The following is a 24,855-nucleotide window of genomic DNA, read 5'->3' as shown; positions in this document are numbered from 1 at the left end:
TGCGTTCGGAGGTCAGTGGTCGGAGGTCAGTGGTCGGCCGTCTGCGGTCGGACGTCAGCGGTCGCCCGCGCGCCTGCCGTGCGCACGCGTGCGGTGCGGACGCGTGCGGTGCGGACGATCAGGCGTCGTCGTCAGGGGAGGCGATGAGGCGCAGGTGGGTGAGCCGGTCGCCGAGCTGCCGCACGTCGCCGCTCGTGCCCGGCACGAGGGAGAGGGCTGCGGACGTCTCGGCGTCGGGCAGGAGCTCCTGCGCGAACTCCCGCAACGTCTCCGCCGCCTCGGCGAGCGCGGTCGCGGACGCCGCCCGGGCGTCGTCGCCGCCGGGCAGGCTCACGTACAGGACGAGGCCGGCGCGCGGCCGGTCGTCCACGGGCTGCGGGGTGCGGCGGGGCGCAGCCGGAGCGGCGGCGGCGAGGCGGGCAGGACGAGCCATGAGGGTCTCCGTGACGACGGGTGACCGCGGTGCGGTCGGGCGGGTGGTGGTGGACGCGTGCGGTGCTGTCAGCGGTGACAGCAGGGCGTGGAGCGATACCACCCGCGTACGAGCACGTCACGCATGCCGGCGGCATGCGTGGACGACGTGCACGTGCGGAGACTCACACGACGATCGTGGCACGGGGGCCGCGATCGTCCCAGGGAAATCCGTGACCGTCTCAGGCTCTGAGAACGGCTCGCCCCGCCCGCGGGGCGACGGAGCGGTCAGACGATGCCGTAGAGGCGGTCGCCCGCGTCACCGAGCCCCGGCACGATGTACGCCTTCTCGTTGAGGCGCTCGTCGACGGCCGCGACGACCACCGACACGTCGGCCCGGTCGCCGACGAACTCCTCGACGAGCTTCAGGCCCTCGGGTGCCGCCAGCAGGCACACCACGGTGACGTCGCGCGCCCCGCGCTGCAGCACGTAGTCGATCGACGCGACCAGCGTGCCGCCGGTGGCGAGCATCGGGTCGAGCAGGAAGCACTGGCGGCCCGACAGGTCGTCGGGCAGGCGGTTCGCGTACGTGATGGCCTCGAGGGTCTCCTCGTCGCGGCGCAGGCCCAGGAACCCGACCTCCGCGGTCGGCAGCAGCCGCGTCATGCCGTCGAGCATGCCGAGCCCGGCCCGCAGGATCGGCACCACGATGGGGCTCGGGTCGGCGAGCTTGATGCCCGTGGTCAGCGCGACGGGCGTCTGCACGGGCACCTCCTCGGTGCGCACGTGCCGCGTCGCCTCGTACGCCAGGAGCGTCACGAGCTCGTCCACCAGCTGGCGGAACGTGGGGCTGGGCGTCGAGACGTCACGCAGGACGCTGAGCTTGTGGGCGACGAGCGGGTGGTCGGCGACGTGCAGGCGCATGCCGCGAGCCTAGTGCGAGGATGCGGGCGAGCGGGACGGGCGAGGGTCCCGTGCGGACAGCCGTGCGGCGCGACCGGCGCCGCGACGGCGGCACGACGAGCGGGCGGGAGGCAGCGCGTGGACGAGCACGACGGCACGGCCCCCGTCGTCACCCCGGCGTCCCCGGGGGCGACCGCCGCCGAGCACGCCGCCATGGGCCTCGCGCTCGACGAGGCCCGCGCCGCGCTGGGCACCGGCGACGTCCCCGTCGGCGCCGTGGTGCTCGGGCCCGACGGCGCCGTCGTCGGCCGCGGCCGCAACCTGCGCGAGGCCGACGCCGACCCCGTCGCGCACGCCGAGGTCGTCGCCCTGCGCGACGCCGCCCGCACCCTGGGCGGCTGGCGGCTCGACGGGTGCACCCTCGTCGTCACGCTCGAGCCGTGCCTCATGTGCGCCGGCGCCACCCTGCTGGCCCGCGTGCCGCGCCTCGTGCTCGGCGCGTGGGACCCCAAGGCCGGCGCGTGCGGGTCCCAGTGGGACGTCGTGCGCGACCGGCGCAGCACCCACCGCGTCGAGGTGCACGGCGGCGTGCGCGCCGCCGAGTCCGCCGACCTGCTGCACGGCTTCTTCGCCGCGCACCGCTGAACATGCACCGCTGAACGGTGCACCGCTGGGCCCGGAGCGGCCCGGCTCAGGGGGACGGCAGCAGCTCGACCAGGTCCGTCAGCGTCTCGGACGTGCCGGCGTCGAGGGTCAGCGTCGCGTACCGGTCCCCGCGCGTCGCCCCCCGGTTCACCACCACGACCGGCTTGCCCGCCTGCGCCGCGTGCCGCACGAACCGCAGCCCCGACTGCACCGTCAGCGACGACCCGGCCACCAGCAGCGCGTCGGCCGCGTCGACCATCGCGTACGCCCGCTCGACCCGCTCCCGCGGCACGTTCTCACCGAAGTACACGATGTCCGGCTTGAGCATCCCTCCGCACGCGCCCGGCAGGCCGTCCGGGTCGTCCGCCCAGCACGCCTGCACCCGGAAGTCCGCGGTCTGCTCGACCACCGCGTCCGCGTCGGGCGCGATCTCCACGTCCGCGACCTCCCGGACCCGATCGACGAACCCCGGGTTCAGCGCCTCCAGCCGCTCCGCCAGCGCCGACCGCGGCACCACCGTCCCGCACCGCAGGCACACCACCCGGTCGTACCGCCCGTGCAGGTCGATCACGTGCCGCGACCCCGCCGCCTCGTGCAGCAGGTCCACGTTCTGCGTGATCAGCCCGTGCACCACCCCGCGCCCCTCGAGCGCCGCCAGCGCCCGGTGCCCCGCGTTGGGCAGCGTGCGGTGCACGTGCCGCCAGCCCACGTGGTTGCGCGCCCAGTAGTGCCGCCGGAACGCCTCGTCCCCGACGAACTGCTGGAACGTCATCGGCGTCCGCGGCGGGGAGTCCGGCCCGCGGTAGTCGGGGATCCCCGAGTCCGTCGACACCCCCGCACCCGTCAGCACCGTCAGCCGGTGGCCGCGCAGCACGTCGACGACATCGCCCACCGACGCCGCGCTCGCGGGCCGTGCGGCAGGGGTCGACGGGGTCGTGGTCGGGTGCGGCACGCTCACCCGCCCACGGTACGTCCGCGCCCTGGGCGCGCGCCCGAGGAGATCGATTGGCTGCCCGGCGCCCCGAGCGGGTACTGTGTGCCGCCGAGGTAGCGTGTCCGAGCGGCCTAAGGAGCACGCCTCGAAAGCGTGTGTGGGTGAAAGTCCACCGTGGGTTCAAATCCCACCGCTACCGCCGACCGAAGGGCCCCGACCAGCGGATCTCCGCAGGTCGGGGCCCTTCGTCATGCCGTGGGCCGGTCGTCTGCCGGCGTGCCCGCCGCGCCGGGGAGGGTCGCTTCCACGACGAGGCCGCCGTCGCCGCGGGGGGTGAGGGTCAGGGCGCCGGCGTGGGCGCGGACGATCGACCTGGCGATGGCCAGGCCGAGGCCCGCGCCGGCGTGGTCGGCGCCCTGGGTGCGACCCGCGCCGCGGCGGAAGGGGGCGGTGAGCGCGGCGACCTCGTCGGACGTCAGGACGGGGCCGGTGTTCTCGACGGTGAGGTGGGCGGCACCGTCGGTGCGGTGCGTGCTCGCGCGGACCCAGCCGCCGGTCGCGGTGTTGTGGACCACGGCGTTCTGGAGCAGGTTCGTCGCGAGGTGGTGCAGCAGGGTCTCGTCGCCCGGGACGACGGCGGGGCGAGAGTCGAGGTGGATCGTGGTGCCGCGGGCGTCGGCCGTGCCGGCGAGCGTCTCGACGGCGTCCTCCAGGACGAGGGAGAGGTCGACGGCGTCGCGCCCGACCGGTGCGGCGTCGGTCCGGGCGATGAGCAGCAGCGCCTCGGTGACGGCGACGGCGCGCGCGTTGGCCGCGCCCAGCTGCGCGAGCACCTGCGCGACGTCCGCGTCGGGGTCGGCGGCCGCGACGTCGAGGACCGCGCGGGTGGTGGCGAGCGGGGTGCGCAGCTCGTGCGAGGCGTCGGCGGCGAAGCGGCGGTACCCCTCGACGCTCTGCTCGACCCGGGCGAGCATCGTGTCGAACGTGTCGGCGACCTCGCGGAGCTCGTCGTGCGGGCCGGTGAGCGCGATGCGGTGGCTCAGCGACCCGGCTGCGGCGCGCCGTGCAGCGGTGCCGATCGCGGTGAGCGGCCGCAGCACCCGGCCCGCGAGGAGCCAGCCGCCCAGCAGCCCGAGGGCGAAGGCCGCGAGGCCGGTGAGCGCCGCAGCCGGCGCAAAGGCGCGCAGCAGGTCGGACCGGTCGGGCGCGAACGCCGTCGTCCCGCCGATGTCGAGCAGGACCAGGTCGCCCTCCGGCACGTACCGCAGGAGGAAGGCGGCGACCACCGTCAGCAGCATCGCCTCGACCACGGTCACGAGGGCGGCATAGCTCAGGGCCAGCCGCCACCGCACGGACAGGCCGCGCCTACGCACCGCCGGGCCCCGCCGTCTCGATGCGGTAGCCCACGCCCGGGACCGTCCCGATCAGCCACGGCTCGCCCAGGCGCTTGCGCAGCGACGAGATGGTGATGCGGACGGCGTTGGTGAACGGGTCGGCGTTCTCGTCCCACGCCCGCGCGAGCAGGTCCTCGGCGCTGACCACGCCGCCGCAGGCCGCCACGAGCACCTCCAGCACCGCGAACTGCTTGCGCGTGAGGGCCACGTACCGGCCGTCGCGGAAGACCTCGCGCCGGAACGGGTCGACGCGCAGCCCGGCCAGCTCCAGGACCGGTGGCGTGGGCGCCGGCGCCCGGCGCGCGAGGGCGCGGACGCGGAGCACGAGCTCGCGCATCGCGAACGGCTTGGTCAGGTAGTCGTCGGCGCCGATCTCGAAGCCGCTGGCCTTGTCGTCGAGCCGGTCGGCGGCCGTCAGCATGAGGATGGGCAGGCCCGTGCCGGAGTCCACGATCCACCGGGCGACGTCGTCGCCCGAGGGGCCCGGCACGTCCCGGTCGAGCACCGCCACGGCGTAGTCGTGGACCGCCAGCAGCTCCAGCGCCGCGTGACCGTCCGGGGCGACGTCGGCGGCGATCGCCTCGAGCCGGAGCCCGTCACGCACGGCCGCGGCGAGGTCCGGCTCGTCCTCGACGATCAGCACACGCACGGCTCGACCCTAGGCGCGCCGGTGTCTCGTGCGCGTATGCGCCGGCGCATACGCCGTGGCGACGCGTCGTCCGGTGGTCTCGACGCATGGACGACACCACGCTTCTCACCCTCCGGTCCGCGACGGGTCCCGACGGCACCGGTCGGCGACGACGTCGGGCGGTCGTGGTCGTCGCGGTGCTCGCCGCGCTCCTGGCGGTCGCGGCGGGTGCCGCAGCCGGGCTCGCCGGCGGCGCTGCTCCGGGCCTCGGCCCGGCCTCGCGCCCGAGCGAGCCGACGACGGCCGACGGACGCATCCCCGACGGCGAGACCGTCTCGCCGTTCGACGACTCGGTGCCGGCGATCGCGCGCCTCGACCCGGCTCTGCTCGCGGCCCTGCGGGAGGCAGCCACGGCGGTCGGCGTCGACGGTCGCACGCTGCACGTCACCAGCGGCTGGCGGTCGGCGGCCTACCAGAGGTGGCTGCAGGACGACGCCCTGCGCACGTTCGGCAGCGCCGACGAGGCGTCCCGCTGGGTGGCCTCCCCGGAGGACTCCGCGCACGTGACGGGCGACGCCGTGGACGTCGGCCCGTACGCGACGGCCGAGTGGCTCAGCCGGCACGGGGCGCAGTTCGGCCTGTGCCAGGTCTACGCGAACGAGGTCTGGCACCTCGAGCTGCACCCCGACGCCCCCGACGAGGGCTGCCCGCCGATGTCGGCCGACGCGGCGGGGTGACGGCGCCGGTCCGGGCGTCCGACGAGGGGCTCCCGTCGCCCCGGGCTGTCGGGACGGTCGAGGCCGCCCGGCACGGGGGAGTCACCGCCGGGCGCGGGGCGAGGCGTCCCGGACGAGGGCGGTCGCGGCCTCGACGACCGGGGCGGGCATCGAGAAGCGGGTGCGGTGCTCGGCGACCTCGTCGAGGCGCGCGGCCGGGTCGGCGCCGTGGTCCGCGGCGAGGAAGGCCTCGAACAGGTCGCGCACGAGCGCGGCCGGGACGTCGTGCGCGCCCGCGTCGCCGGCCTCGGCGTCGACGCCGAACAGGACGGCTGCCGCCAGCACCACCGCCGTGTGGCCCACGTCGGTGTCGCGGTGGCCGACGCCGCCGGACGCCCAGTCGACGACGACGGGCCCGCGCGCGCTGAGCAGCACGTTGGCGGGGTGCAGGTCGAGGTGGACCACGCACGTGCCGGCGGGGGAGCCGGGCGGCGGGGGCAGCAGGTGCAGGTCGTGGTGCAGGCGGGCGAGCGTCGCGGCGGCCCGCGGCGCGGTGGTGGTGCCGGCGAGGAGGGCCTCGAGCAGCGTGGGGCCGGCGACGCGCTCGAGGAGCATGCCGCCCGGCTCCTGCCGGAGCAGCTGCGGCACGGGGTAGCCGTGGGCGCCCAGGTGCCGGTGCAGCGCGACCTCGGCCGTCGTGTCCCGCCCGTCGAGGTAGCGGCGCAGCACGAGCCCCGGTCCGGCGTCGAGGACGACCGCCTCCCGGCCCCGTGCGACCACGTCCATCGGGGCATCGTAGGGCGGCCGGCGCGCGCCGCGAGGGTCGTCGGGCCTTTGCCCCGGCAGCAATCCCGTATACCCTGGGGGGTATGCAGACCTCTCGTCGCCCCGCCCTCGCGGCGCTCGCCGTCACCCTCGCCGTCGCCGCGCTCGCGGGCTGCTCGGGCGGCGGGGCCGTCACCGACGTCGACGTCGAGGAGGCCGCGACCCTGCTCGAGGACCCGGACGTCACGGTGGTCGACGTCCGGACGCCCGCGGAGTTCGCCGAGGGGCACCTCGACGGCGCCGTCAACATCGACCTGTCCGACCCCGCGTTCGCCGATCTCGTCGCCGAGCTGCCGCAGGACGGCGCGTACCTCGTCTACTGTCGCACCGACAACCGATCGGGCACGGCGACGGACCTCATGGCGGAGGAGGGCCTCACCGACGTCCACGACCTCGACGGCGGCGTCGTCGCGTGGGCGGAGGCGGGCATGCCGCTCGTCGTGGGCTGACGCGCAGGGCCCCGGCACGACGGAGGCAGCACGGTGACGGGTCCCGCAGGCGAGCAGGCGGGCCCGCACGTGCCCGGCCGGGACGTGACGAGCGTCGTCGAGCGGGGCGTGCCCGTGCCGCTGGCGGACGGCACCGTGCTGCGCGCGACCGTGCACCGGCCCGTCACGGACGCCCCGGTGCCGGTGGTGCTCGCCCTCACCCCGTACCCGGTGGACGCCGTGCGGGCGGAGATCGGCGAGGACGCGCTCGTCGAGCGGGGCGTCGCCGTCGTCGTCGTGGCGCTGCGGGGCACCGGGGCGTCCGACGGCACGTTCGTCCCCTGGGCGGGGCACCGTGCGGACGGGTGGGACGTCGTCGACTGGTGCGCGCGGCAGGAGTGGTCCACGGGCGCCGTCGTCGGGTGGGGGCGGTCGTACCTGGCCCAGACGCTGCTCGCCGTCGCCGCTGCCGGGCACCCGGCCCTGCGGGCGCTGCACCTGGCGGTCGTCCCGGGCGACCCCGTCGGCGTGGTCTACCGCGACGGTGCGCTGCTGCTCGGCTCGGCGCTCGGCTGGGTCACCGCGATGGCACGGGCCGAGATCGCCCGCGCGGCGGCCGCCGGCCAGGACGTCGCCGCCGACCTCGCCGCGTGGGAGGAGCTGGCGGAGGCCGGGGAGCAGGTCGCGCTCGACGGCGTCGTCGTCGACCACCCCGTGCTCGCCCGGTGGTTCCCCGCCTGGCGGGACTGGGTCACGCACCCGCCGACCGACCCGGGGTGGGCCGAGCGTGCGCTCCTGCCCCGCCCCGCGCTGCCGACGTTCCTGGTGGCCGGGTGGCACGACGTCTTCCGCGACCTGACGCTCGACCTGCTCCGCTCCTGCCCGCCCGGCTCCCGCCTCGTCGTCGGCCCCTGGGGGCACGGGCCCGCCGGTCGGGCGCTGGGGGAGGTCGACCACGGCCGGGTGGCGGCCCGGGGTGCCGAGGCCGTGGCCGCGCAGGGCCTGGACTTCCTCGTCGCGCACGCCACCGGCGCCCCCGTCGACGACGGTCCGCGCGTGCGCCTGCTCGTCACGGGGGAGGGCGCGTGGCGTGACCTGGAGGACTGGCCGCCGCCCGCGACCGCGACCCCGTGGCACCTGCAGCCCGGCGGCGTCCTCGCGCCCGACGCGGCGCCCGGGGCCGCGGCGCCGTCCACGTACGTCGCCGACCCGGCCGCCCCGGTGCCGACGGTCGGCGGGCCGAACCTCTTCGCCCGTGGCGACGCCGCCCGCGGCACCGGTCCCTGGGAGCGTCGCGTGCTCGACGGCCGGCGTGACGTCCTGCGGTTCGACTCGGCCCCGCTCGGGGACGCCGTCACGGTGGTGGGCGACGTCGTCGCGACGCTCTGGGTCGCGACCGACGCCCTCGACGCCGACTGGACGGCCACGCTGGTCGACGTGCACCCCGACGGCACGGCGCTCGGCGTCGTCGACGGTGTCGTCCGCGCCGGGCAGGTGCTGGGACCCGTCCCCCCGGGCGAGGTCCGCGAGGTCACCGTGCGCCTGGGCGCCGCCGCCCACGCGTTCGCCGCCGGGCACCGGCTGCGGCTGGAGGTGGCGAGCGCGAGCTTCCCGCGGTTCGACGTGAACCCCGGGACCGGTGGTCTGGCCGCGCTCACCGGCCCCGCCGGTCGGCGGGTCGCGCACCAGCGGGTCCACCACGACGCCGCCCACCCGTCCCGCGTGGTCCTGCCGGTGGTCCCTGACCCGCGCTGACCCGCGACGACCCGCTCAGTTCGCCCGCTGCCGCGGGTCTTGTCGTCCGGGTGCCCGCGACGGGCGGGCGCCACGAGCCTGGAGGTCTGTGTGACCGCGACGATCGTCTCGACCCTGTTCATCTCCCTCGACGGTGTCGTCGAGGTCGACCCGGCCTGGCACTTCCCGTACTTCGACGAGCAGATGGGCGCCGCGGTCGCGGAGGACTACGAGGACGTCGACGTGCTGCTGCTCGGGCGCGTGACGTACGACAGCTTCGCGGGCGCCTGGCCGGACCGGGAGGCGGCGGGCGAGGACGACGCGACGTTCGCCGCGCAGCTCGGGGACGTGCGCAAGGTCGTCGCGACGCGCGGCGACCAGGACCTGGGGTGGCGCAACGTCGAGCGGGCCGCCGACCTGCTGGGCACCGTGCGGGCGGTCGCGGCCGAGCCGGGGGTGCGCAAGGTGCTCGTCGCGGGGTCGCCGTCGGTCGTGCGGCAGCTGCTCGCGGCCGGGCTGCTCGACGAGCTGCGGCTGCTCGTGCACCCCGTCGCCGCCCGGCACGGCGGGCGGCTGTTCGACGAGGGCGACGTCCAGCCGCTGCGGCTGCTGCGCTCCGAGGCGTTCGGCTCGGGCGTGCTGCGTCTGGTGTACGCCCCGGGCGAGCTGCCCGCGGCGGCGGAGTACGAGGACGTCCGCGACCAGGTGCCCGGGGCGGGGGCCTGACACCGCACGCGGTGTGACGGGCATCACCGCAGGTCAGGCGTGGTGGGGGTGCTAGCACCCGGGACCTGGGTCCTAGCGCCCAGACAAGTGAGACCGAGCGGGCGAAAGAACGTGGACACGCGTTCAGTTCGCCCGCCGCGGCGTCGAGAGACGGACGTACCCACCCGTCGACCCCTCTCGAGGTCTCCGCATGCTGCACGCCGTCCTGCGCCGCGCCCGCGCCGTCGCCGTCCTCCTCGTCGGCACCGCCGTCCTGGGCGGTGTGCTCGCCGCACCCGCGCAGGCGGCGAACATCGACCCGTTCGCGCCGGTGTTCTCGGCGAACGCGCACGGCACGATCGTCATGGCGGCCAACACGCTGATGACGTGCTCGGCGGCCGGGGTGAACGCGTCGACCTGCGAGCCCGCGCGCACGTCGCCGGACACGAGCATCGCGAGCACGTACCGCAACAACAACTACACGGGCGCGTTCGTCGACGTGGTCGCCGACGGCGCGACCACGTTCAGCTCGTCGTCGTCGACCCTGACGGTCCCCGACGGGGGCTCGGTGCTGTTCGCCGCACTCGTCTGGGGCGGGCGGGTCGACACGGTGCAGTCGGGCACCGCCGACCCGGCGCTGCGCGACCGGGCGTGGCTCGCGGTCGACAGCGCCACCGGCACCGACCGGGGCGGTGCCACGATCACCGCCGACCACTTCGCCCAGGCCGGCACGGCCTCCGGGTACCAGGCCTACGCGGACGTCACCGACGTCGTCACCGCCGCCGGGTCCGGCACGTACACGGTCGGCAACGTCCAGTCCTCGACGGGCGGCACCAACCAGTTCGCCGGGTGGTCGCTCGTCGTGGTCGTCGCCGACCCGGCCGAGCCCATGCGCAACCTCAGCGTGTTCCGCGGCTACTCGGAGATCTCGAACTCGGCGGGCAACAACGACGTGTCCTTCGACGTCAGCGGCTTCCTCACGCCGCCGTCGGGCACCGTCCTCACCACGCTCGGCGCTGTCACCTACGAGGGCGACCGCGGGCTGTCCGGCGACCGGTTCAGCCTCAACGGCACGCACCTCAGCGACCCGCTGAACCCGGAGACCGACGTCTTCAACTCCACCATCAGCAACCGCGGCACCCGCGTCAGCGCCGGGCAGAACCCCGACTACGCCAACCAGCTCGGCTTCGACTCCGACCTGGTCGCCGCCGACGGGATCCTCGGCAACGGTGCGACCAGCGCGACCCTGAGCGCCACGACCTCGTCCGAGCAGTACTGGATCGGCATGGTCACGTTCGCCACCGAGCTCTACGAGCCGAACGTGCACGGCGCCAAGTCGTTCAGCAGCAACAGCGTCCGCCAGAACCCCGACCTGCGCGCCGGCGACGAGCTGACCTACGCCGTGGTCGTGGAGAACGACGGGCTGGACGCCGCGACCGGGACCGCCTTCTTCGACGCCGTGCCCACCGGCACCACCTACGTCCCCGGCTCGCTGGAGCTGGACGGCACGGCCCTGACCGACGCGGCCGACGGCGACGCGGGACGGTTCGACCCGGGAACCGGCACGCCCGGCTCCGTCCGGGTCGACGTCGGCGACGTCGACGTGCTCGCCGACGGCGGCGCCTCGCACGTCGTGAGCTTCACCGTCGTGGTCGACGACGACGTCGTGGCCGGGCAGAACCTCGTCAACGCCGCGCAGACCACGTCGCGGGGCGCCACGACGGGCACGGTCGCGGGCACCGTCACCAACATCGTCCAGGCCGTCGTCGAGGGCGACACCGGCGACGCGCCCCCCGTGCTGCGCGACCACGTCGTCGCGCACACCCCCACCGCGGCCACCCCGTCGGTGACCGTCGACGTGCTGGCCGGTGCGGTCGACACCGGGGGAGCGGTCACGCTCGTCGGCACGACGCAGCCCGCCCACGGCACCCTGGCCGTCGACCCCGCCGGCACGGTCGTCTACACCCCGGCCACGGACTTCGCCGGCCGCGACGTGCTCACCTACACCGCCACCGACTCCGCCGGGAACCTCAGCACCGCCACCGTCATCGTCGAGGTCGTCAACGGCGCCCCCACCGCGCAGGACGACGCGCTGACGCTCGACGTCGACGTGCCCGTCTCCGCAGCGACCACCGTCGACGTGCTCGGCAACGACACCGACCCCAGCGGCGACACCCTGACGGTGCGCTCGATCACGGTCGACGGCTTCACGACCACCGGCGGCTCGCTCACCACCGCGGGCGGCGGCACCGTCACGCTTTCCGGCGGCACGATCACGTACGCCAAGCCCGTCGGCGGGCTCGGCGCCGGCCGCACCGAGGTCTTCGACTACACCGTGCAGGACTCCCGCGGCGCGTCCGACGTCGGCGAGGTCACCATCACGTCCGCGCAGGTCAACAGCGCGCCGGTCGCCGTCGACGACACCGCCGACGCCGTCGCGGGCGCCGGACCGGTGGCGATCGACGTCGCCGCCAACGACACCGACGCGGACGGCGACAGCCTCGCCGCGTCCGCCGCCGGGACGCCCGTCGACAGCGACGGCACGACGCGTGGCACGACCGCCGTCGGCACCGACGGCCGGGTCGTCTACACGCCCGCCGCGGGCTGGGGCGGGACGGTCACCTTCCCCTACACGGTGACGGACCCCGCGGGCGCCACGTCCGACGCCACCGTCACCGTCACCGTCGACGCGCCGCCCACGGGTGTCGCCGACACCGCCACCACCGCCTCCGGCACCCCCGTCGACGTCGACGTCCTCGCCAACGACTCCGACCTCGACGGCGATCCCCTGGAGCTGCTGCAGGTCGACGACACCGGCGCCGTCGGCACCGCCGTCGTCGTCACCACCGACGACGGCCCCCGCGTGCGGTACACGCCCGCCGCCGGGTTCGTCGGCGACGACACCGTCACCTCCACCGTCGGCGACGGCCGCGGCGGCACCACCGACGTCATCCTCACCGTGACCGTCGCCAACGCCGCACCGGTCGCCCAGCCCGACACCGCCGGCACCACCGTCGGCGTCCCGCTCACCGGCATCGACGTGCTCGGCAACGACACCGACGCCAACGTCGACGCCGGCTACGGCGACCAGGAGCTCACCGTCACCGCCGCCACGGCCGACCAGGACGCGACCGTCACCGTCAACCCCGACGGCACGCTCGACGTCACGCCCCTGGGCGCCTTCGTCGGCACCGTCACCGTGACCTACACGCTCAGCGACGGCGTCACCACGACCACCGGCACCCTGACCGTCACGGTGAGCAACGGCGCACCGGCCACGACCGCCGACACCGCGACCACCCCCACGTCGACCACCGTCGTCGTGGACGTCCTCGCCAACGACACCGACCCCGACGGCGAGACCCTCGTCGTCGCCTCCGGCTCCCTCACCCCGCCGGTCGACGCCGACGGCACCCCCCGCGGCACCGTCGAGATCGTCCGCGGCGGCGTGCAGTACACGCCGACCGCCGGCTGGACCGGCACCGTCACCTTCGGGTACGCCGCCAGCGACGAGCACGAGAGCACCCCCGGCACCGTCACCGTCACCGTCACCAACGCGGTCCCGACCGCCGACGCGACCACGGCCCGCACCGCCTCGGGCACCCCCGTGACCGTCGACGTGCTCGCCCACGCCGCCGACCCCAATGCCGCCGCCGGGTTCCAGACCCTGCGCGTCACGTCCGCGACCTCCGACCACGGCGCCCGCGCCACCGTCGGCACCGACGGCCGCATCACCGTCACCCCCGCCCGCGGCTGGGCCGGTCCGCTCACCGTCACGTACGTCGTCTCCGACGGCCTCGCGACCGTCACCTCGACGCTCGTCGTCACGGTCGACAACGCCGCACCCGTCGCCGCCGCCGACCAGGTCGTCACCGCCCCCGGCCGTGCCGTGCGCCTCACCCTGCTGCGCAACGACACCGACCTCAACGGCGACGCGCTCACCGTCGTCCGCGTCGGCACCCCCGTCGACGCCGACGGCCGCGCCCGAGGCACCGTCACGCTCGCCGACGGCGTCGCCACCTACACGCCCGCCGACGGCTTCACCGGCGTCGTCACCTTCCCGTACACGATCAGCGACGGGCAGGCCACGAGCACCGCCGACGCGACGATCGCCGTCGCGGCAGCCGGTGCCCGCGACGGCGACGCCTGGGTCACCCCCGACGACACCGTCCTCGTCGTCGACGTGGTCGGCGACGGCGAGGAGCTCGTCTCCGTCACACCGCCCGCGCACGGCACCGCCGAGGTCGTCGACGGCCGCCTCGTCTACACCCCCGCGCCCGGGTTCGTCGGCACCGTCGAGGTCGAGGTCGTCGTCCGCGACGCCGACGGGGTCGAGACCACCCGCACCGTGCAGATCGTCGTCACCGACCCCGACGCGGAGGTCGCCGCCGGACCCGCGCTCGCGGCCACCGGTGCGCAGGCCGCCGCCGGAGTCGCGTGGGCCACCGCGCTGCTGCTCATCGGCCTCGGCCTGGTCCTCGCCGCCCGCCGCCGCCGCGCCTGACCCGGCGTCGAGCCCGTCCGCCCTCGCGCACCCGTGAGGGCGGGCGGGCTCAAGCCCGTCGTCCGACGTGCCGACGACGCTGGGATGAGCGCTCCCGCACCCGGCTGGTACCCCGACGGCGTGACGACCGGTGCGGTCCGGTGGTTCGACGGCGCCGCGTGGACGGCGTGGACGGCACCCGCCCCGGGCAACGGCCCGGCAGCGGTCCCGTCCCTCCCCGCGCCCGCGGACGAGACGGGCCCGCGCAGCGCGCTGCACTGGGTGGTACCCGTCGGCCGGTCCTGGCAGTCGGTCGTCGCGGGATACGTCGCCCTCTTCTCGGTGGTCGTGTGGGCGCTCGGCCCGCTGAGCCTGGGGCTGGGCGTCTGGGCGATGGTCAGGGCGCGGACGGGCGGGCACGGCCGTGGGCGTGCGGTGTTCGCGATTGTCGTCGGGGTGCTCAGCAGCGCGGCAGGGGTGTGGGCGCTGCTGCAGATGCCCTGACCGGCGGTCATTGCGGGGGCGAGTCACCGAGCTGCTTCTGCGCGCCGACTCGGGTGCTTCACGCCAGAGTCAGGGTATCGATCGTGGCGTCATCGCAGTTCACGGGATCGCGTGTCCTCCGATCGGGTGATAGTTGGTGAAGTTGCCTCAGGCGATGCACAGGGTGCCCTAATGTCCCTGACACCTTGATCACTCGTGTGGCCTTGGGCATGACTCGGGTCGTCCGGTCATGGGGGAGCAGCACCGCCCGTGCGGTGCTGATGGTCGACAGGAGTGCCCGTGACCGGGTGTGTTCGTGCTGCCCGGAACCGGGTGGCGGTCGTGCTGGTGGCGGCGCTGGTGGCCGGGGTGGCAGGTGCGCCGGTCGCGTCCGCGCACGCGGCCCAGCAGTCCGTGGCGGGTGCGGCGTCGGTGCCGTGCGTCGAGGAAGCTGCCGGCGAGGTCGCGATGGCGACGGCTTTGGCGTGCGACGCCGACGTCGAGGTCGTCGACGAGCGGACCGAGTGGAACACGGTGTTCGCCCAGCCCGACGGGCAGATGCGCCTGGACGTGTCCGCGCTGGCGGTGCGCACGCTCGCTGACGGGCAGTGGGTCGAGCCGGACCCTGACCTGGTCGAGCAGGACGGTGTGCTGACGCCGGGTGCGGGTGTCGCCGCCATGGAGTTCAGCGGCGGCGGTGACGAGCCGTTGGCCACGATCGCCCGGGACGGGCACGAGCTGAGCCTGGACGTGGACCTGGAACTGCCCGCCCCGACGGTGGACGGTCCGCAGATCACGTATGCCGGGGTGCTGCCGGATGTGGACCTGGTGGTGACGGTCAACCAGGACGCGACGGGCTTCTCCGAGGTGCTGGTGGTGCACACCGCGCAGGCGGGTGAGCACCCGGCGCTGGACGAGCTGCGGTTCGCGCTCGGTGCTTCGCAGGGTCTGGAGGCGACCGAGGCCGGTGGCGGGTTCGTCGCGGTCGCGGGGCAGGACGAGGTGTTCGCCGCGCCGGCTCCGGTGATGTGGGACTCCTCGGGCGAGGAGTCCGAGCAGGTGACGACGTCGGTGCCGCAGGGCACGGTCGCGGTGGAGACGATGGACCTTTCCGTCGAGGGCGACGCGGTGGTGGTCGAGCCGGACGCGCAGATGCTCGCGGACCCGGCCACGCAGTGGCCGGTGTACATCGACCCGGGGCTGAGCGCGTCGCTGAACGACTGGTCCGCGGTGCGCGACAACTACGGCGAGGACTACCGGTTCGCTCCCGACCAGGGTGTGGGTCTGTGCTCGACCGCCGCGTCGTCGACGTGCTCGAAGACGTTCAAGAGCCGGATCCTGTGGAAGTTCAGCGGCCTGGACGCGATCAACGACATGTCCCCGTCGAACATCACCGCCACCACGTTCCGGGTGTTCGGGTCCCACTCGTACAGCTGCACGCCGCGGCCGGTGACCCTGCACCACATCTCGTCGTGGAACTCGGGCACCACGTGGCCGGGCAGCAGCAAGTGGATCGAGCAGAGCACCCTGAACGTGGCGCACCGTGACGGGTGCGCGGACCAGCCGACGCGGTGGCTGGAGTTCGACGCCCTCGACGGTGGCAAGGCCGTCGCGGACGGGACCACGGGCACGTTGTCGCTGGCGCTGGTGACCGACGAGTCGTCGATGGCGTCGTGGAAGAGGTACCGCAACGACGCCCAGCTCTCGATCACCTACCAGCGGGCCCCGAAGAAGCCCACGGGTGCGAAGTTCACCGACCCGGTCGGTGCGTGCACCACCGGGGCGGACCGGCCGGTGCTGCGCACGGCGTACCCCACGATCTACGCGGTGTTCGCCGACCCCGACGGCGGGAACGTGCACGCCAACGTCGACGTGTACAAGGCCAGCGACCCCGCGGGCGCCGACAACATCCTGTGGCACGCCCGCCCCGCGGCGCAGGCCTCCGGCAAGGGGCAGTCGATCAAGCTCGGCGGCATGGTCAACGGCCAGATCTACCGCGTCCAGATGAACGGCGTCGACAGCACCGGCCGAGGCGGAGCCACCGTCTCCTGCGAGCTCGAGATCGACTCCGTCCCCCCGAAGATGCCGACGGTGTCCCCGGTCGAGGGGCAGCCGGCCGTGTACCTGGAGGACGTCTCGTCGGGCGGCCCGAACCTCAAGGGCCGCTTCGCGTTCGGCAACGGCGGGTCCAGCGATGTCGTGACGTACCAATACTCGTTCAACAGCACGGCGTTCAACAAGAGCGTCACGGCGGCCACGGCGGCGTTCGACTTCACACCGACCTCGCGCGGCGCGCAGGCGCTGTACGTGCGGTCGGTCGACCGTGCGGGCAACACCAGCCCGGTACGGCTGTACACGTTCGACGTGAACGAGGCCCAGCGCACCTGGCTGCTGGACGACGGGGGCAGCACCGCCACCCCGTGGGAGGAGCAGCCCGTCCTCGACGTGAGCGCCTCGACCTCGTGGGTCCCGGGGCCGCTCGCCGAGCTGGGCCAGAGCGCCACCGACAAGGCGCTGCTCTTCGACGAGGGCGCCGACGTGGTGACCGGCCCGGTGTGGGCGGACACGTCGACGAGCTACGGCGTGATCGCGACGCTGCGTGCTGACGACGTCACTGCGAGCCGAGCGACGGCGATCAGCCAGGACGGGACCACGGTGAGTGCCTTCGAGCTGGGGTACGCGCCCTGCGCCGACGGCGACGGGCGGTGCTGGTCGTTCACGGTCAACTCCTCGGCCGGGTCGGCCTCGCCGGTGAGCGCGGTGTCCACGGTCAAGGTCTCCGCCGGGCAGTGGATGAGCGTGACGGGGACGCACGACGACGCCGCCGACACGGTGCGCGTCCAGGTGTGCTCCCTCGGTCAGTACCCCGACGAGGGTGCTCAGGCGGCGTTCTCGTCGGCCTGGGCGGGGAACGGGTCGACCGTGATCGGTCGGGCGCTGGGTGGTACGTCGAGTCCATGGCGGGGTGCCGTGGCGGATCTACGGGTGTTCAGGGGGCTTCCGATGGCTGATGACCTGCTTCGTGCGTGCCACGGCGTGGTGCCCGAGTGAGCGCGCGGCTGGCCGGGGTCGTCCCGGTGCGGGTCCGGCGCTCCGCCGTCGGCATGGCGGTGGCCTCGGCGCTGCTGGTGACGCTCGGTCTGTCGCCGACCGCCGCCGAGGCTGTCGCCGCTGACGAGAACACCCTCCCCTCGCTGGAGGAGCGGCGCGAAGCGGGCGAGGAGGTCGCGCCCGACGTCGACTTCAGCGACCCGATCGCGGTGCGCAGCACCCCGCGCGAGGGTGCGGCCACCCCTGCCGACGTGCCGGGTGAGGTGCTCGGCACGGCCGATGTCGTGGCGCCGGACTGGCCGGACGCCGACGAAGCCGTCGCCACCCCGGACGCGGCCGCGGACCTGGGCGTCGTGACCGTGGACGTGGTGGAGGAGGGTGCCGCAGGCGACGCCGACGGGGTCGCGGTGCGCACGCTCGCGCAGGATGACTCCGAGGACCTGGGCGTCGAGGGCGTCGTGCTCGAGCTCTCGCCCGTGCAGGAGGTCCCGGCCGAGGGCGCCGTGGCGGAGAGCCCCGAGGCGGCGCCGTCGGACGATGCCACCGTGTCGGCGCCGGAGCCGACGCCGTCGGACGAGGATCCGTCGCCCGCGATGCCGACGAAGGAGCCGACCGCGACGGTCGCGCCAGAGGCAACGAGCGCTCCGGATGCCACGCTCGCTCCGGTGCCCGCGCCCACCGATGAGGCGCAGGAGCTCGTGGTCGAGCAGGCTGCGTTCGTCACGGCGGTCGACGAGCCGGGGCAGGACGTCGTGCCGGCCGAGGAGGACGTCGCGGTCCCGGCCGTGGACCTCACGCTGGACTACTCCTCGTTCGCGCAGGCGTACGGCGGTGACTGGGCGTCGCGGTTGCGTGTCGTGGAGCTTCCGGCGTGCGCCCTGACGCACGAGGTGCTGGCCCGGTGCCGTGTGCAGACGCCCGTGGACTCGGTCAACGACCCGGTCGCGCGGACCGTGACGGCGTCGCTCGCCGCAGGGTCGTCCGGTGTGGTCGCGCTGGCCGCGGCGCCGAGCGGGTCGTCCGGCTCGTGGGGTGCGACGTCGCTGTCGCCGTCGTCGTCGTGGGACGTGTCGGAGCAGACCGGCGACTTCTCCTGGTCGTACCCGATGCGGGTGCCGCCGTCGCTGGGCGGTCCGTCGCCCGAGCTGTCGCTGAGCTACTCCTCGGGGTCTCTCGACGGACGCGTGGCCTCGACGAACAACCAGACGTCGTGGGTCGGCGACGGGTGGGACCTGTCGACCGGGTTCATCGAGCGGCGGTACGTGGCGTGCGTCGACGACGAGAAGAACGGCAACAACGTCGACAAGCCCACCGGTGACCAGTGCTGGAAGTCCGACAACGCCACGATGGCGTTCGCCGGGCACTCCGGAGAGCTGGTCAAGGACGCGTCGTCGGGGCAGTGGCGCCTGAAGAACGACGACGGCACGCGCATCGAGCGCAAGACCGGCGGGTGGAACGGCGACGACGACGGGGAGTACTGGGTCGTCACCACCACCGACGGCATCACGTACTACTTCGGCCGCGGCAAGCGGTCGGCCGACGACACGCTGGAGCTGAACTCGGCGTGGACCGTGCCGGTGTACGGCAACCAGGCCGGCGAGCCCTGCTACAAGGCCGACTACGACTCGGCCTGGTGCCAGCAGGCGTGGCGCTGGAACCTCGAGTACGTCGTGGACCCCTCGGGCAACTCCATGACGTACGTGTACGCCAAGGAGACCAACAAGTACGGCCGCAACCTCGACGACGCCGTCTCGACGTACGACCGCGGCGGGTACCTCGCGCGCATCGAGTACGGCCAGCGGGCCGGGTCGGAGGCCGACTCCGTGGCTCCGGCGCGGGTGGTGTTCGGAGTCGCCGAGCGGTGCCTGCCCAAGGACGGGGTCAGCTGCGAGCCGGACACGCTGACCAAGGACACGGCCAAGTCGTGGCCGGACGTCCCGTTCGACCAGATCTGCACCTCGGGCACCACGTGCGCGTCGCAGATCTCGCCGTCGTTCTTCACGCGCAAGCGGCTGACCACGGTGACCACGCAGGTGCGCTCGGGCAGCGAGTGGCAGGACGTGGACCGGTGGTCCCTGACGCACACGTACCCGGACCCGGGGGACTCGACGAGCCCGGCGCTGTGGCTCTCGGAGATCGGGCACGAGGGGCGCGTCGGTGATGCGATCACGCTGCCGGACGTCACCTTCGAGGGTGTGCAGATGGCGAACCGGGTCGACACGACCGGTGACGCCGGCCCGGCGATGAACCGGTACCGGATCTCCTCGATCACGGCGGAGTCCGGCTCGACGACCTCGATCAGCTACACCCCGCAGGACTGCACGACAGGCAGTCTGCCGGCGTCGCAGGACTCCAACACCCGCCGCTGCTTCCCTGTCCGGTGGCAGCCGGAGGGCTCGGGCAAGGAGGTGGTGGAGTACTTCCACAAGTACCTCGTCAAGACCATCGCCGAGAACCCGAACGACCTGATCAGCCCTGCCGTCGAGACCACCTACTGGTACCGGGGCGCGCCGGCGTGGGCGTACGACGACAACCCGCTCGTGCCGGAGAAGCAGCGCACGTGGGGGCAGTGGCGCGGGTACGCCACGGTCGACATCCACACCGGTGCCGCGACCCTCGCGAGCAGGTCGTGGGACCGCAAGCGGTTCTTCCGCGGCATGGACGGCGACCACCTGGCCGACGGGTCCAAGCGGTCGGTCAGCGTCGACGGGATCGCCGACGACGCACGCCTCAACGGGGTCGTGCGCGAGGAGATCACGTACGACGGCGTCGGCGGTGCCGAGGTCGAGGGTGTGGTCAACACTCCGTGGGTGTCGCCGCCGACGGCCACGAGCAGCGACGGCGTGAAGGCCACCTTCATGTCGAACCGGACGGTCGAGTCCCGCACCGTCGGCAGCCAGCTGCCGGGCGGCAAGCGCGTCACGCGGACCGTCACCACGTACGACGACACCTACGGGCTGCCGGTCTCGGTGGACGACCAGGGTGACGTCGCCACGACCGCGGACGACCGGTGCACGCGCACCGAGTACGCCCGCAACACCGCCGCGCACATCGTCGGGGCGATGCGTCGGACCGAGACCGTCGGGGTCTCCTGCTCGGCCACGCCCGCCCGCCCGGGCGACGTGCTGGCCGACATGCGGGTCTCCTACGACGGGCAGGCGTACGGCGAGGCGCCCACGCGCGGGCAGGTCACGCGCAGCGAGACGCTGAAGTCGTACTCGGGCACCACGCCGGTGTACGTCACGGAGTCGACGTCGACGTACGACTCCTACGGGCGCCCGACGTCCAGCACTGACGCGCTGGGCCGCAAGGGCACGACGGCGTACACCCCGGCGACGGGCGGGCCGCTGCGGTCGGTCACGACCACGGCGCCGGACCCGGACGGGTCGGGACCGCTGACGGCGGCGTCGTCGACCACCGAGGTCAACGCCGCGTGGGGCGCGCCCACCAAGGTGACCGACCCCAACGGCAAGGTCGCCTCGGCGACGTACGACGCGCTGGGCCGCACCACCGCGGTGTGGATGCCGGGTCGCACGCAGGGCGAGGACACCGCGGACCAGACCTTCGCGTACAAGCTCTCGCGGAACGGGGCCAACTCGGTCACCACGAAGACGCTGACGGCGTCCGGGGCATACCTGACGTCGGTGGCGATCTACGACGGCCTGCTGCGCCCGCGGCAGACGCAGTCGCCGTCGGCGTCCACGGAGAACCCGGGCCGGCTGATCACCGACACGATCTACGACTCGCGCGGTCTGGTCGCGACGGAGAACGGTGCCTGGTTCACGGCGGGCGACCCGGCCGGCACGGTCGTGTTCCCGTCGGAGGCGGTGCCCACCCGCACCCGGTACGAGTACGACGGCGCCGGGCGGGTCACCGCCCAGATCAGCGACGTCGCCGAGAAGGAGGACGTGCGCACCACGACGTCCTACGACGGCGACCGGGTGAGCGTGGACCCGCCGACCGGTGGTGTGCCGTCGATGTCGATCACCGACGCGGCCGGCCAGGTGGTCGAGCTGCGGCAGTTCACCACGGCGTCGCCCACGGGCGACTACCGGTCGACGACGTACGCCTACGACCGCTCGGGGAACCTGACCTCGCACACCGACCCGGCGGGCAACGTGTGGTCGTACACGTACGACCTGCGGGGCCGGCAGGTCACGGCCAAGGACCCGGACAAGGGCACGACCACGTCGACGTACGACGACGCCGGGCAGCTGGTGTCCACCAAGGACGCCCGCGGGGTCACGCTCACGTACGTGCGTGACGCGCTCGGGCGGGTCACCGAGCTGCGGGAGGGCTCGGCCACCGGCACGCTGCGCTCGTCGTGGACGTACGACACGCTGGCCAAGGGGCAGCTCACGTCGAGCACCCGCCACGAGGGCGCCGACGCGTACACCACGGCGGTCACGGCCTACGACGAGGCGTACCAGCCGCTGGGCCAGTCGGTCACGCTGCCGGCGTCGGAGGGTGCCCTGGCCGGCACGTACACGACGGGGTACTCCTACACCCCGGACGGCCAGCTCAAGACCATCGAGCTGCCGGAGACGGGCAACCTGCCGGCCGAGACCGTGACGACCGAGTACAACGCGCTATCCCAGCCGTACTCGCTGAGCGGTGGCCTGGGCTGGGGCGTGTACGTGGCCAAGGCGGTGTACGACACGACCGGCGAGATGCTCCAGCAGGACCTGGGCAACTTCAAGTCGTACTCGCAGAACTTCGCGTACGAGAAGGGCACCCGTCAGCTCACCCGCACGTGGTTGGTGCGGCAGGGTGCCTCGGGTCGCGACTTCGACAAGGCGTACACCTACGACGACGCGGGCAACCCGACGAAGATCGTCGACAGCCCCACGGGTCAGCCCGTGGACGCGCAGTGCTTCTCCTACAACGGTCTGCGACGCCTGACCGCGGTCTGGACGCCGGCGAACGCGGACTGCTCGGTGGCTGCCACGGTGGCGGGCCTGGGTGGTCCGGCGCCGTACTGGAAGGCGTACTCCTTCGACAGGGCGGGCAACCGCACGAAGGAGGTCATCCGGTCGGCGTCGAGCACGACGACGAACACGTACACGTACGCGGCGTCGGGTGCGACGGCGGTGCAGCCGCACGCGGTCACGTCGATCACGTCGGTGACGGGCACGACGACCAAGACCGGGTCGTACACGTACGACGCGAACGGTGCGACGGCCACGCGCACGCCTGCGGGTGGGACGGCGCAGACGTTGACGTGGGATGCCGAGCAGCGGTTGACCACGGTGAAGCAGGGGACCTCGACGGTCGGGTCGTACGTGTACACCGCTGATGGTGAGCGGCTGATCCGTAAGCAGGGTGGTAAGACGACGGTGTACCTGCCTGGTGGGCAGGAGCTGACGTTGACCGCGGCGTCGGGTGAGCTGGCCGCGCAGCGGTACTACGCGTTCGCTGGTCAGACGGTGGCGACGCGCACGGGCACGGCGGCCTCGACGGTGTCGTCGTTGTTCGCCGACACGCAGGGCACGGCGTTGGTGTCGGTGCAGAACATCACCGACACGGTGACGGTGCGGCGGACGGACCCGTACGGGAACGTGCGGGGAACCAACCCGTCGTGGCCGGGTGACCACCTGTTCTTGGACAAGGTGCGTGACTCGACGGGTCTGACGCAGGTCGGTGCCCGGTACTACGACGCGTCGATCGGCCGGTTCGTGTCGGTGGACCCGGTGCTGGACCTGAAGGACCCGGCGCAGTGGTCGGGGTACTCCTACGGCGAGCACAACCCGGTGACGTTTGACGACCCGACGGGTATGTGGTCGTTGTGGGGGTCGGTCAAGGCGAAGGCGTCCTCGGCGTGGAGGTCCACGACGAGCTTCGTCAAGAAGCACCAGGCGTCGATCGTGGGGTTCGCGGTCGGTGCGATCGTGACCGGTGGGTGCATGGCGCTGACCGCTGGTGCGGGGTCGATCGGGTGTGCGGCGCTGGGTGGTGCTGCGGCCGGGGCGGCGTCGAACCTGTGGCGCACGAAGGTGCAGAAGACCTCGCGCTTCACCGTCGGTGGGTTCGTGCGGGAGACGGTCTTCGGTGCCGCGATGGGCGCGATCGGTGGGGCGGCGGCCAAGCCGTTGACCGCGGTCGCGTCCTGGGCGGGGCGCACGGCCACGTCTGCGGCGCAACGGTGGGGTGCGGGGGCCTCGTCAGCCTCACGGGTGTCCACGACCCAGGCGGCCCAGACCCAGGCCCAGGCCGCGCAGAGCATGCGCTCCTCGATCGTGCAGCAGGTGCGCAGCTCCGCGCCTAAGAACGCCCCGGTCAAGGCCCCGGCGGCCCGACCGGCGCAGAGCACCGCCGCCAAGGCGTGCAGCATCGCCGCGCCGATGAGCTTTGCCGGGTCCACAACCGTGCTGATGGGCGACGGTTCGAACAAGCCCATCAAGGACGTGCACGTCGGGGACAAGGTCGTCGCCTCAGACCCCGAGACCGGCGAGCAGGACACCAAGCCCGTCACCGAGGTCTTCGTCCACCAGGACACCCTGGTCGACCTGCACCTCGGGGACACCACGATCCGCACCACCGAGGACCACCCGTTCTGGTCCGTGACCGACCAGCGGTTCGAGCGCGCCGACCACCTCACCGCCGGTGAGCTCGTCCTGACCGCCACCGGCGACACCCTCACCGTCACCGGCCTCACACCCGCCGGCACCGGCACCGCCTACAACCTCGCCATCGCCGACATCCACACCTACCATGTCGGAGACAACGCAGTCCTCGTCCACAACACTGACCCCAGTTGCGGAGCCGGCGGGGTCGCCCGCGCTTCGGGCTTCGTACGCACGGAAGCGTTGTCGGGGCGGGGCTCTGCTCGGACAGTCCAAGAGATTGCGGATTCAATGCGAAGTGGCGGATGGCAGGGAGATCCGATTCGAGTCGTCAATCTGAATGGACAGCGAATCGTTGTCGACGGTCACCATCGGCTTGCCGCCGCACAGCGGGTCGGAATCGATATCCCATACGAAGTTGTACCGCCCTCCTCCGTTGTTGGCCCGGGCCAGTGGAGTTCGGTAGACGACATCCTACGGGACGCGGCCGCGGTCGGGCCGAATCGAATTCGATGACGCCCGATCAGATTATTTCGGCATTCATTCGCGATCTGGCTTTGTGCAAGAAGACTCTGGTGGAGAACTTTCTTGGGGCGGAAAGGCTCCGGCCAGGAGTGCCTTTGGTGTTCATGAAGATTCGCAGCGGATCTAAGAAAAGGTCCGGGAGGATCGGTGGGGTGGGGATGTTCGAACTTCATGGCCAGGGGTGCCGATTCGAATTAGAGAGTGGCGCAACCGTGGATTTTGACTGGGATGCTCAAGGGCGAGAGATTTTTGATGCGTGGAGACTTTGTAGATTTGCTCGATCGCTCGGCGAAGAGCACATAGCGAGTGGTTCCATCCTCGATGCCGCACTAGGCGACTCCAGGCTCCAAGAGGTGAAGCCAGGGTGGTTCGCGGTTGCGTGTGACCGAGAGGATTGAGCGGTTCAACACCCTCGTCCGCGAAGAGC

General features: G+C 73.4%; 16 protein-coding genes and 1 tRNA gene. 11 read left to right on the top strand and 6 right to left on the bottom strand.

The features are described 5' to 3' along the window. Window positions 1–118 precede the first annotated feature (118 nt). Together BKA21_RS08635 and upp are read right to left on the bottom strand one after the other, a co-directional pair. Complete coding sequence (locus BKA21_RS08635; RefSeq protein ID WP_140457840.1) at window positions 119–433, bottom strand: hypothetical protein; 315 nt, start codon at window positions 431–433, stop codon at window positions 119–121. Between the two features lie 266 nt (window positions 434–699). After that, complete coding sequence (gene upp, locus BKA21_RS08630; protein WP_140457839.1) at window positions 700–1,335, bottom strand: uracil phosphoribosyltransferase; 636 nt, start codon at window positions 1,333–1,335, stop codon at window positions 700–702. Between the two features lie 192 nt (window positions 1,336–1,527). On the opposite strand from upp, the gene BKA21_RS08625 reads away from it, so the two are divergent. Beyond that, on the top strand, window positions 1,528–1,959 hold the full coding sequence (locus BKA21_RS08625; protein WP_140458412.1) for a nucleoside deaminase: 432 nt from the start codon (window positions 1,528–1,530) through the stop codon (window positions 1,957–1,959). A gap of 46 nt (window positions 1,960–2,005) precedes the next feature. Here BKA21_RS08625 and BKA21_RS08620 read toward each other — a convergent pair whose 3' ends face one another. Beyond that, complete coding sequence (locus BKA21_RS08620; RefSeq protein WP_140458411.1) at window positions 2,006–2,911, bottom strand: Sir2 family NAD-dependent protein deacetylase; 906 nt, start codon at window positions 2,909–2,911, stop codon at window positions 2,006–2,008. A 94-nt stretch (window positions 2,912–3,005) separates the two neighbouring features. Between BKA21_RS08620 and BKA21_RS08615 the strand changes: the two genes are divergently transcribed. Then, a tRNA-Ser gene (locus BKA21_RS08615) sits at window positions 3,006–3,092 on the top strand. A 49-nt stretch (window positions 3,093–3,141) separates the two neighbouring features. On the opposite strand, the gene BKA21_RS08610 is transcribed toward BKA21_RS08615, so the two are convergent. Both BKA21_RS08610 and BKA21_RS08605 read right to left on the bottom strand, forming a co-directional pair. Beyond that, window positions 3,142–4,266: a sensor histidine kinase gene (locus BKA21_RS08610; RefSeq protein ID WP_239073023.1), complete on the bottom strand. Its 1,125-nt coding sequence runs from the start codon at window positions 4,264–4,266 to the stop codon at window positions 3,142–3,144. Continuing rightward, window positions 4,259–4,936: a response regulator transcription factor gene (locus BKA21_RS08605; RefSeq protein WP_140457838.1), complete on the bottom strand. Its 678-nt coding sequence runs from the start codon at window positions 4,934–4,936 to the stop codon at window positions 4,259–4,261. The genes BKA21_RS08610 and BKA21_RS08605 overlap by 8 nt, the downstream gene beginning before the upstream one ends. A gap of 86 nt (window positions 4,937–5,022) precedes the next feature. Between BKA21_RS08605 and BKA21_RS08600 the strand changes: the two genes are divergently transcribed. Further along, window positions 5,023–5,652, top strand: coding sequence for a M15 family metallopeptidase (locus BKA21_RS08600; RefSeq protein ID WP_140457837.1), 630 nt, complete (start codon window positions 5,023–5,025; stop codon window positions 5,650–5,652). A gap of 81 nt (window positions 5,653–5,733) precedes the next feature. Here the strand turns inward: BKA21_RS08600 and BKA21_RS08595 are convergent, their stop codons facing one another. Continuing rightward, complete coding sequence (locus tag BKA21_RS08595; RefSeq protein WP_140457836.1) at window positions 5,734–6,417, bottom strand: phosphotransferase; 684 nt, start codon at window positions 6,415–6,417, stop codon at window positions 5,734–5,736. Between the two features lie 83 nt (window positions 6,418–6,500). Between BKA21_RS08595 and BKA21_RS08590 the strand changes: the two genes are divergently transcribed. The 8 genes from BKA21_RS08590 to BKA21_RS20350 all read left to right on the top strand — a co-directional run bounded on the left by BKA21_RS08590 (window position 6,501) and on the right by BKA21_RS20350 (window position 24,826). Next, window positions 6,501–6,905: a rhodanese-like domain-containing protein gene (locus tag BKA21_RS08590; protein WP_140457835.1), complete on the top strand. Its 405-nt coding sequence runs from the start codon at window positions 6,501–6,503 to the stop codon at window positions 6,903–6,905. 33 nt (window positions 6,906–6,938) lie between these two features. Next, window positions 6,939–8,639 carry a CocE/NonD family hydrolase gene (locus tag BKA21_RS08585; protein ID WP_140457834.1) on the top strand — a complete coding sequence of 567 codons (1,701 nt, stop codon included), beginning with the start codon at window positions 6,939–6,941 and terminating at the stop codon, window positions 8,637–8,639. A 90-nt stretch (window positions 8,640–8,729) separates the two neighbouring features. Further along, the gene (locus BKA21_RS08580; protein WP_140457833.1) at window positions 8,730–9,344 is read left to right on the top strand and encodes a dihydrofolate reductase family protein; all 615 of its coding nucleotides are present in this window, start codon (window positions 8,730–8,732) and stop codon (window positions 9,342–9,344) included. Between the two features lie 190 nt (window positions 9,345–9,534). Further along, window positions 9,535–13,827: a beta strand repeat-containing protein gene (locus tag BKA21_RS08575; RefSeq protein WP_140457832.1), complete on the top strand. Its 4,293-nt coding sequence runs from the start codon at window positions 9,535–9,537 to the stop codon at window positions 13,825–13,827. 84 nt (window positions 13,828–13,911) lie between these two features. After that, window positions 13,912–14,310: a DUF2510 domain-containing protein gene (locus BKA21_RS08570; RefSeq protein WP_140457831.1), complete on the top strand. Its 399-nt coding sequence runs from the start codon at window positions 13,912–13,914 to the stop codon at window positions 14,308–14,310. Between the two features lie 279 nt (window positions 14,311–14,589). Continuing rightward, window positions 14,590–17,340 carry a LamG-like jellyroll fold domain-containing protein gene (locus BKA21_RS19955; RefSeq protein ID WP_140457830.1) on the top strand — a complete coding sequence of 917 codons (2,751 nt, stop codon included), beginning with the start codon at window positions 14,590–14,592 and terminating at the stop codon, window positions 17,338–17,340. Further along, on the top strand, window positions 17,337–24,419 hold the full coding sequence (locus tag BKA21_RS08560) for a polymorphic toxin-type HINT domain-containing protein (RefSeq protein ID WP_140457829.1): 7,083 nt from the start codon (window positions 17,337–17,339) through the stop codon (window positions 24,417–24,419). The genes BKA21_RS19955 and BKA21_RS08560 overlap by 4 nt, the downstream gene beginning before the upstream one ends. Next, complete coding sequence (locus tag BKA21_RS20350) at window positions 24,416–24,826, top strand: DUF6896 domain-containing protein (RefSeq protein WP_373308251.1); 411 nt, start codon at window positions 24,416–24,418, stop codon at window positions 24,824–24,826. Before BKA21_RS08560 ends, BKA21_RS20350 begins: the two co-directional genes overlap by 4 nt. Window positions 24,827–24,855: the final 29 nt, after the last annotated feature.

Origin of the sequence: Cellulomonas oligotrophica (assembly GCF_013409875.1) — a bacterium.
GTDB classification, from domain to species: Bacteria; Actinomycetota; Actinomycetes; order Actinomycetales; family Cellulomonadaceae; genus Cellulomonas; species Cellulomonas oligotrophica.
Note: the sequence above shows the minus strand (reverse complement) of the source record. Positions and strands in the feature narration are given on the sequence as shown.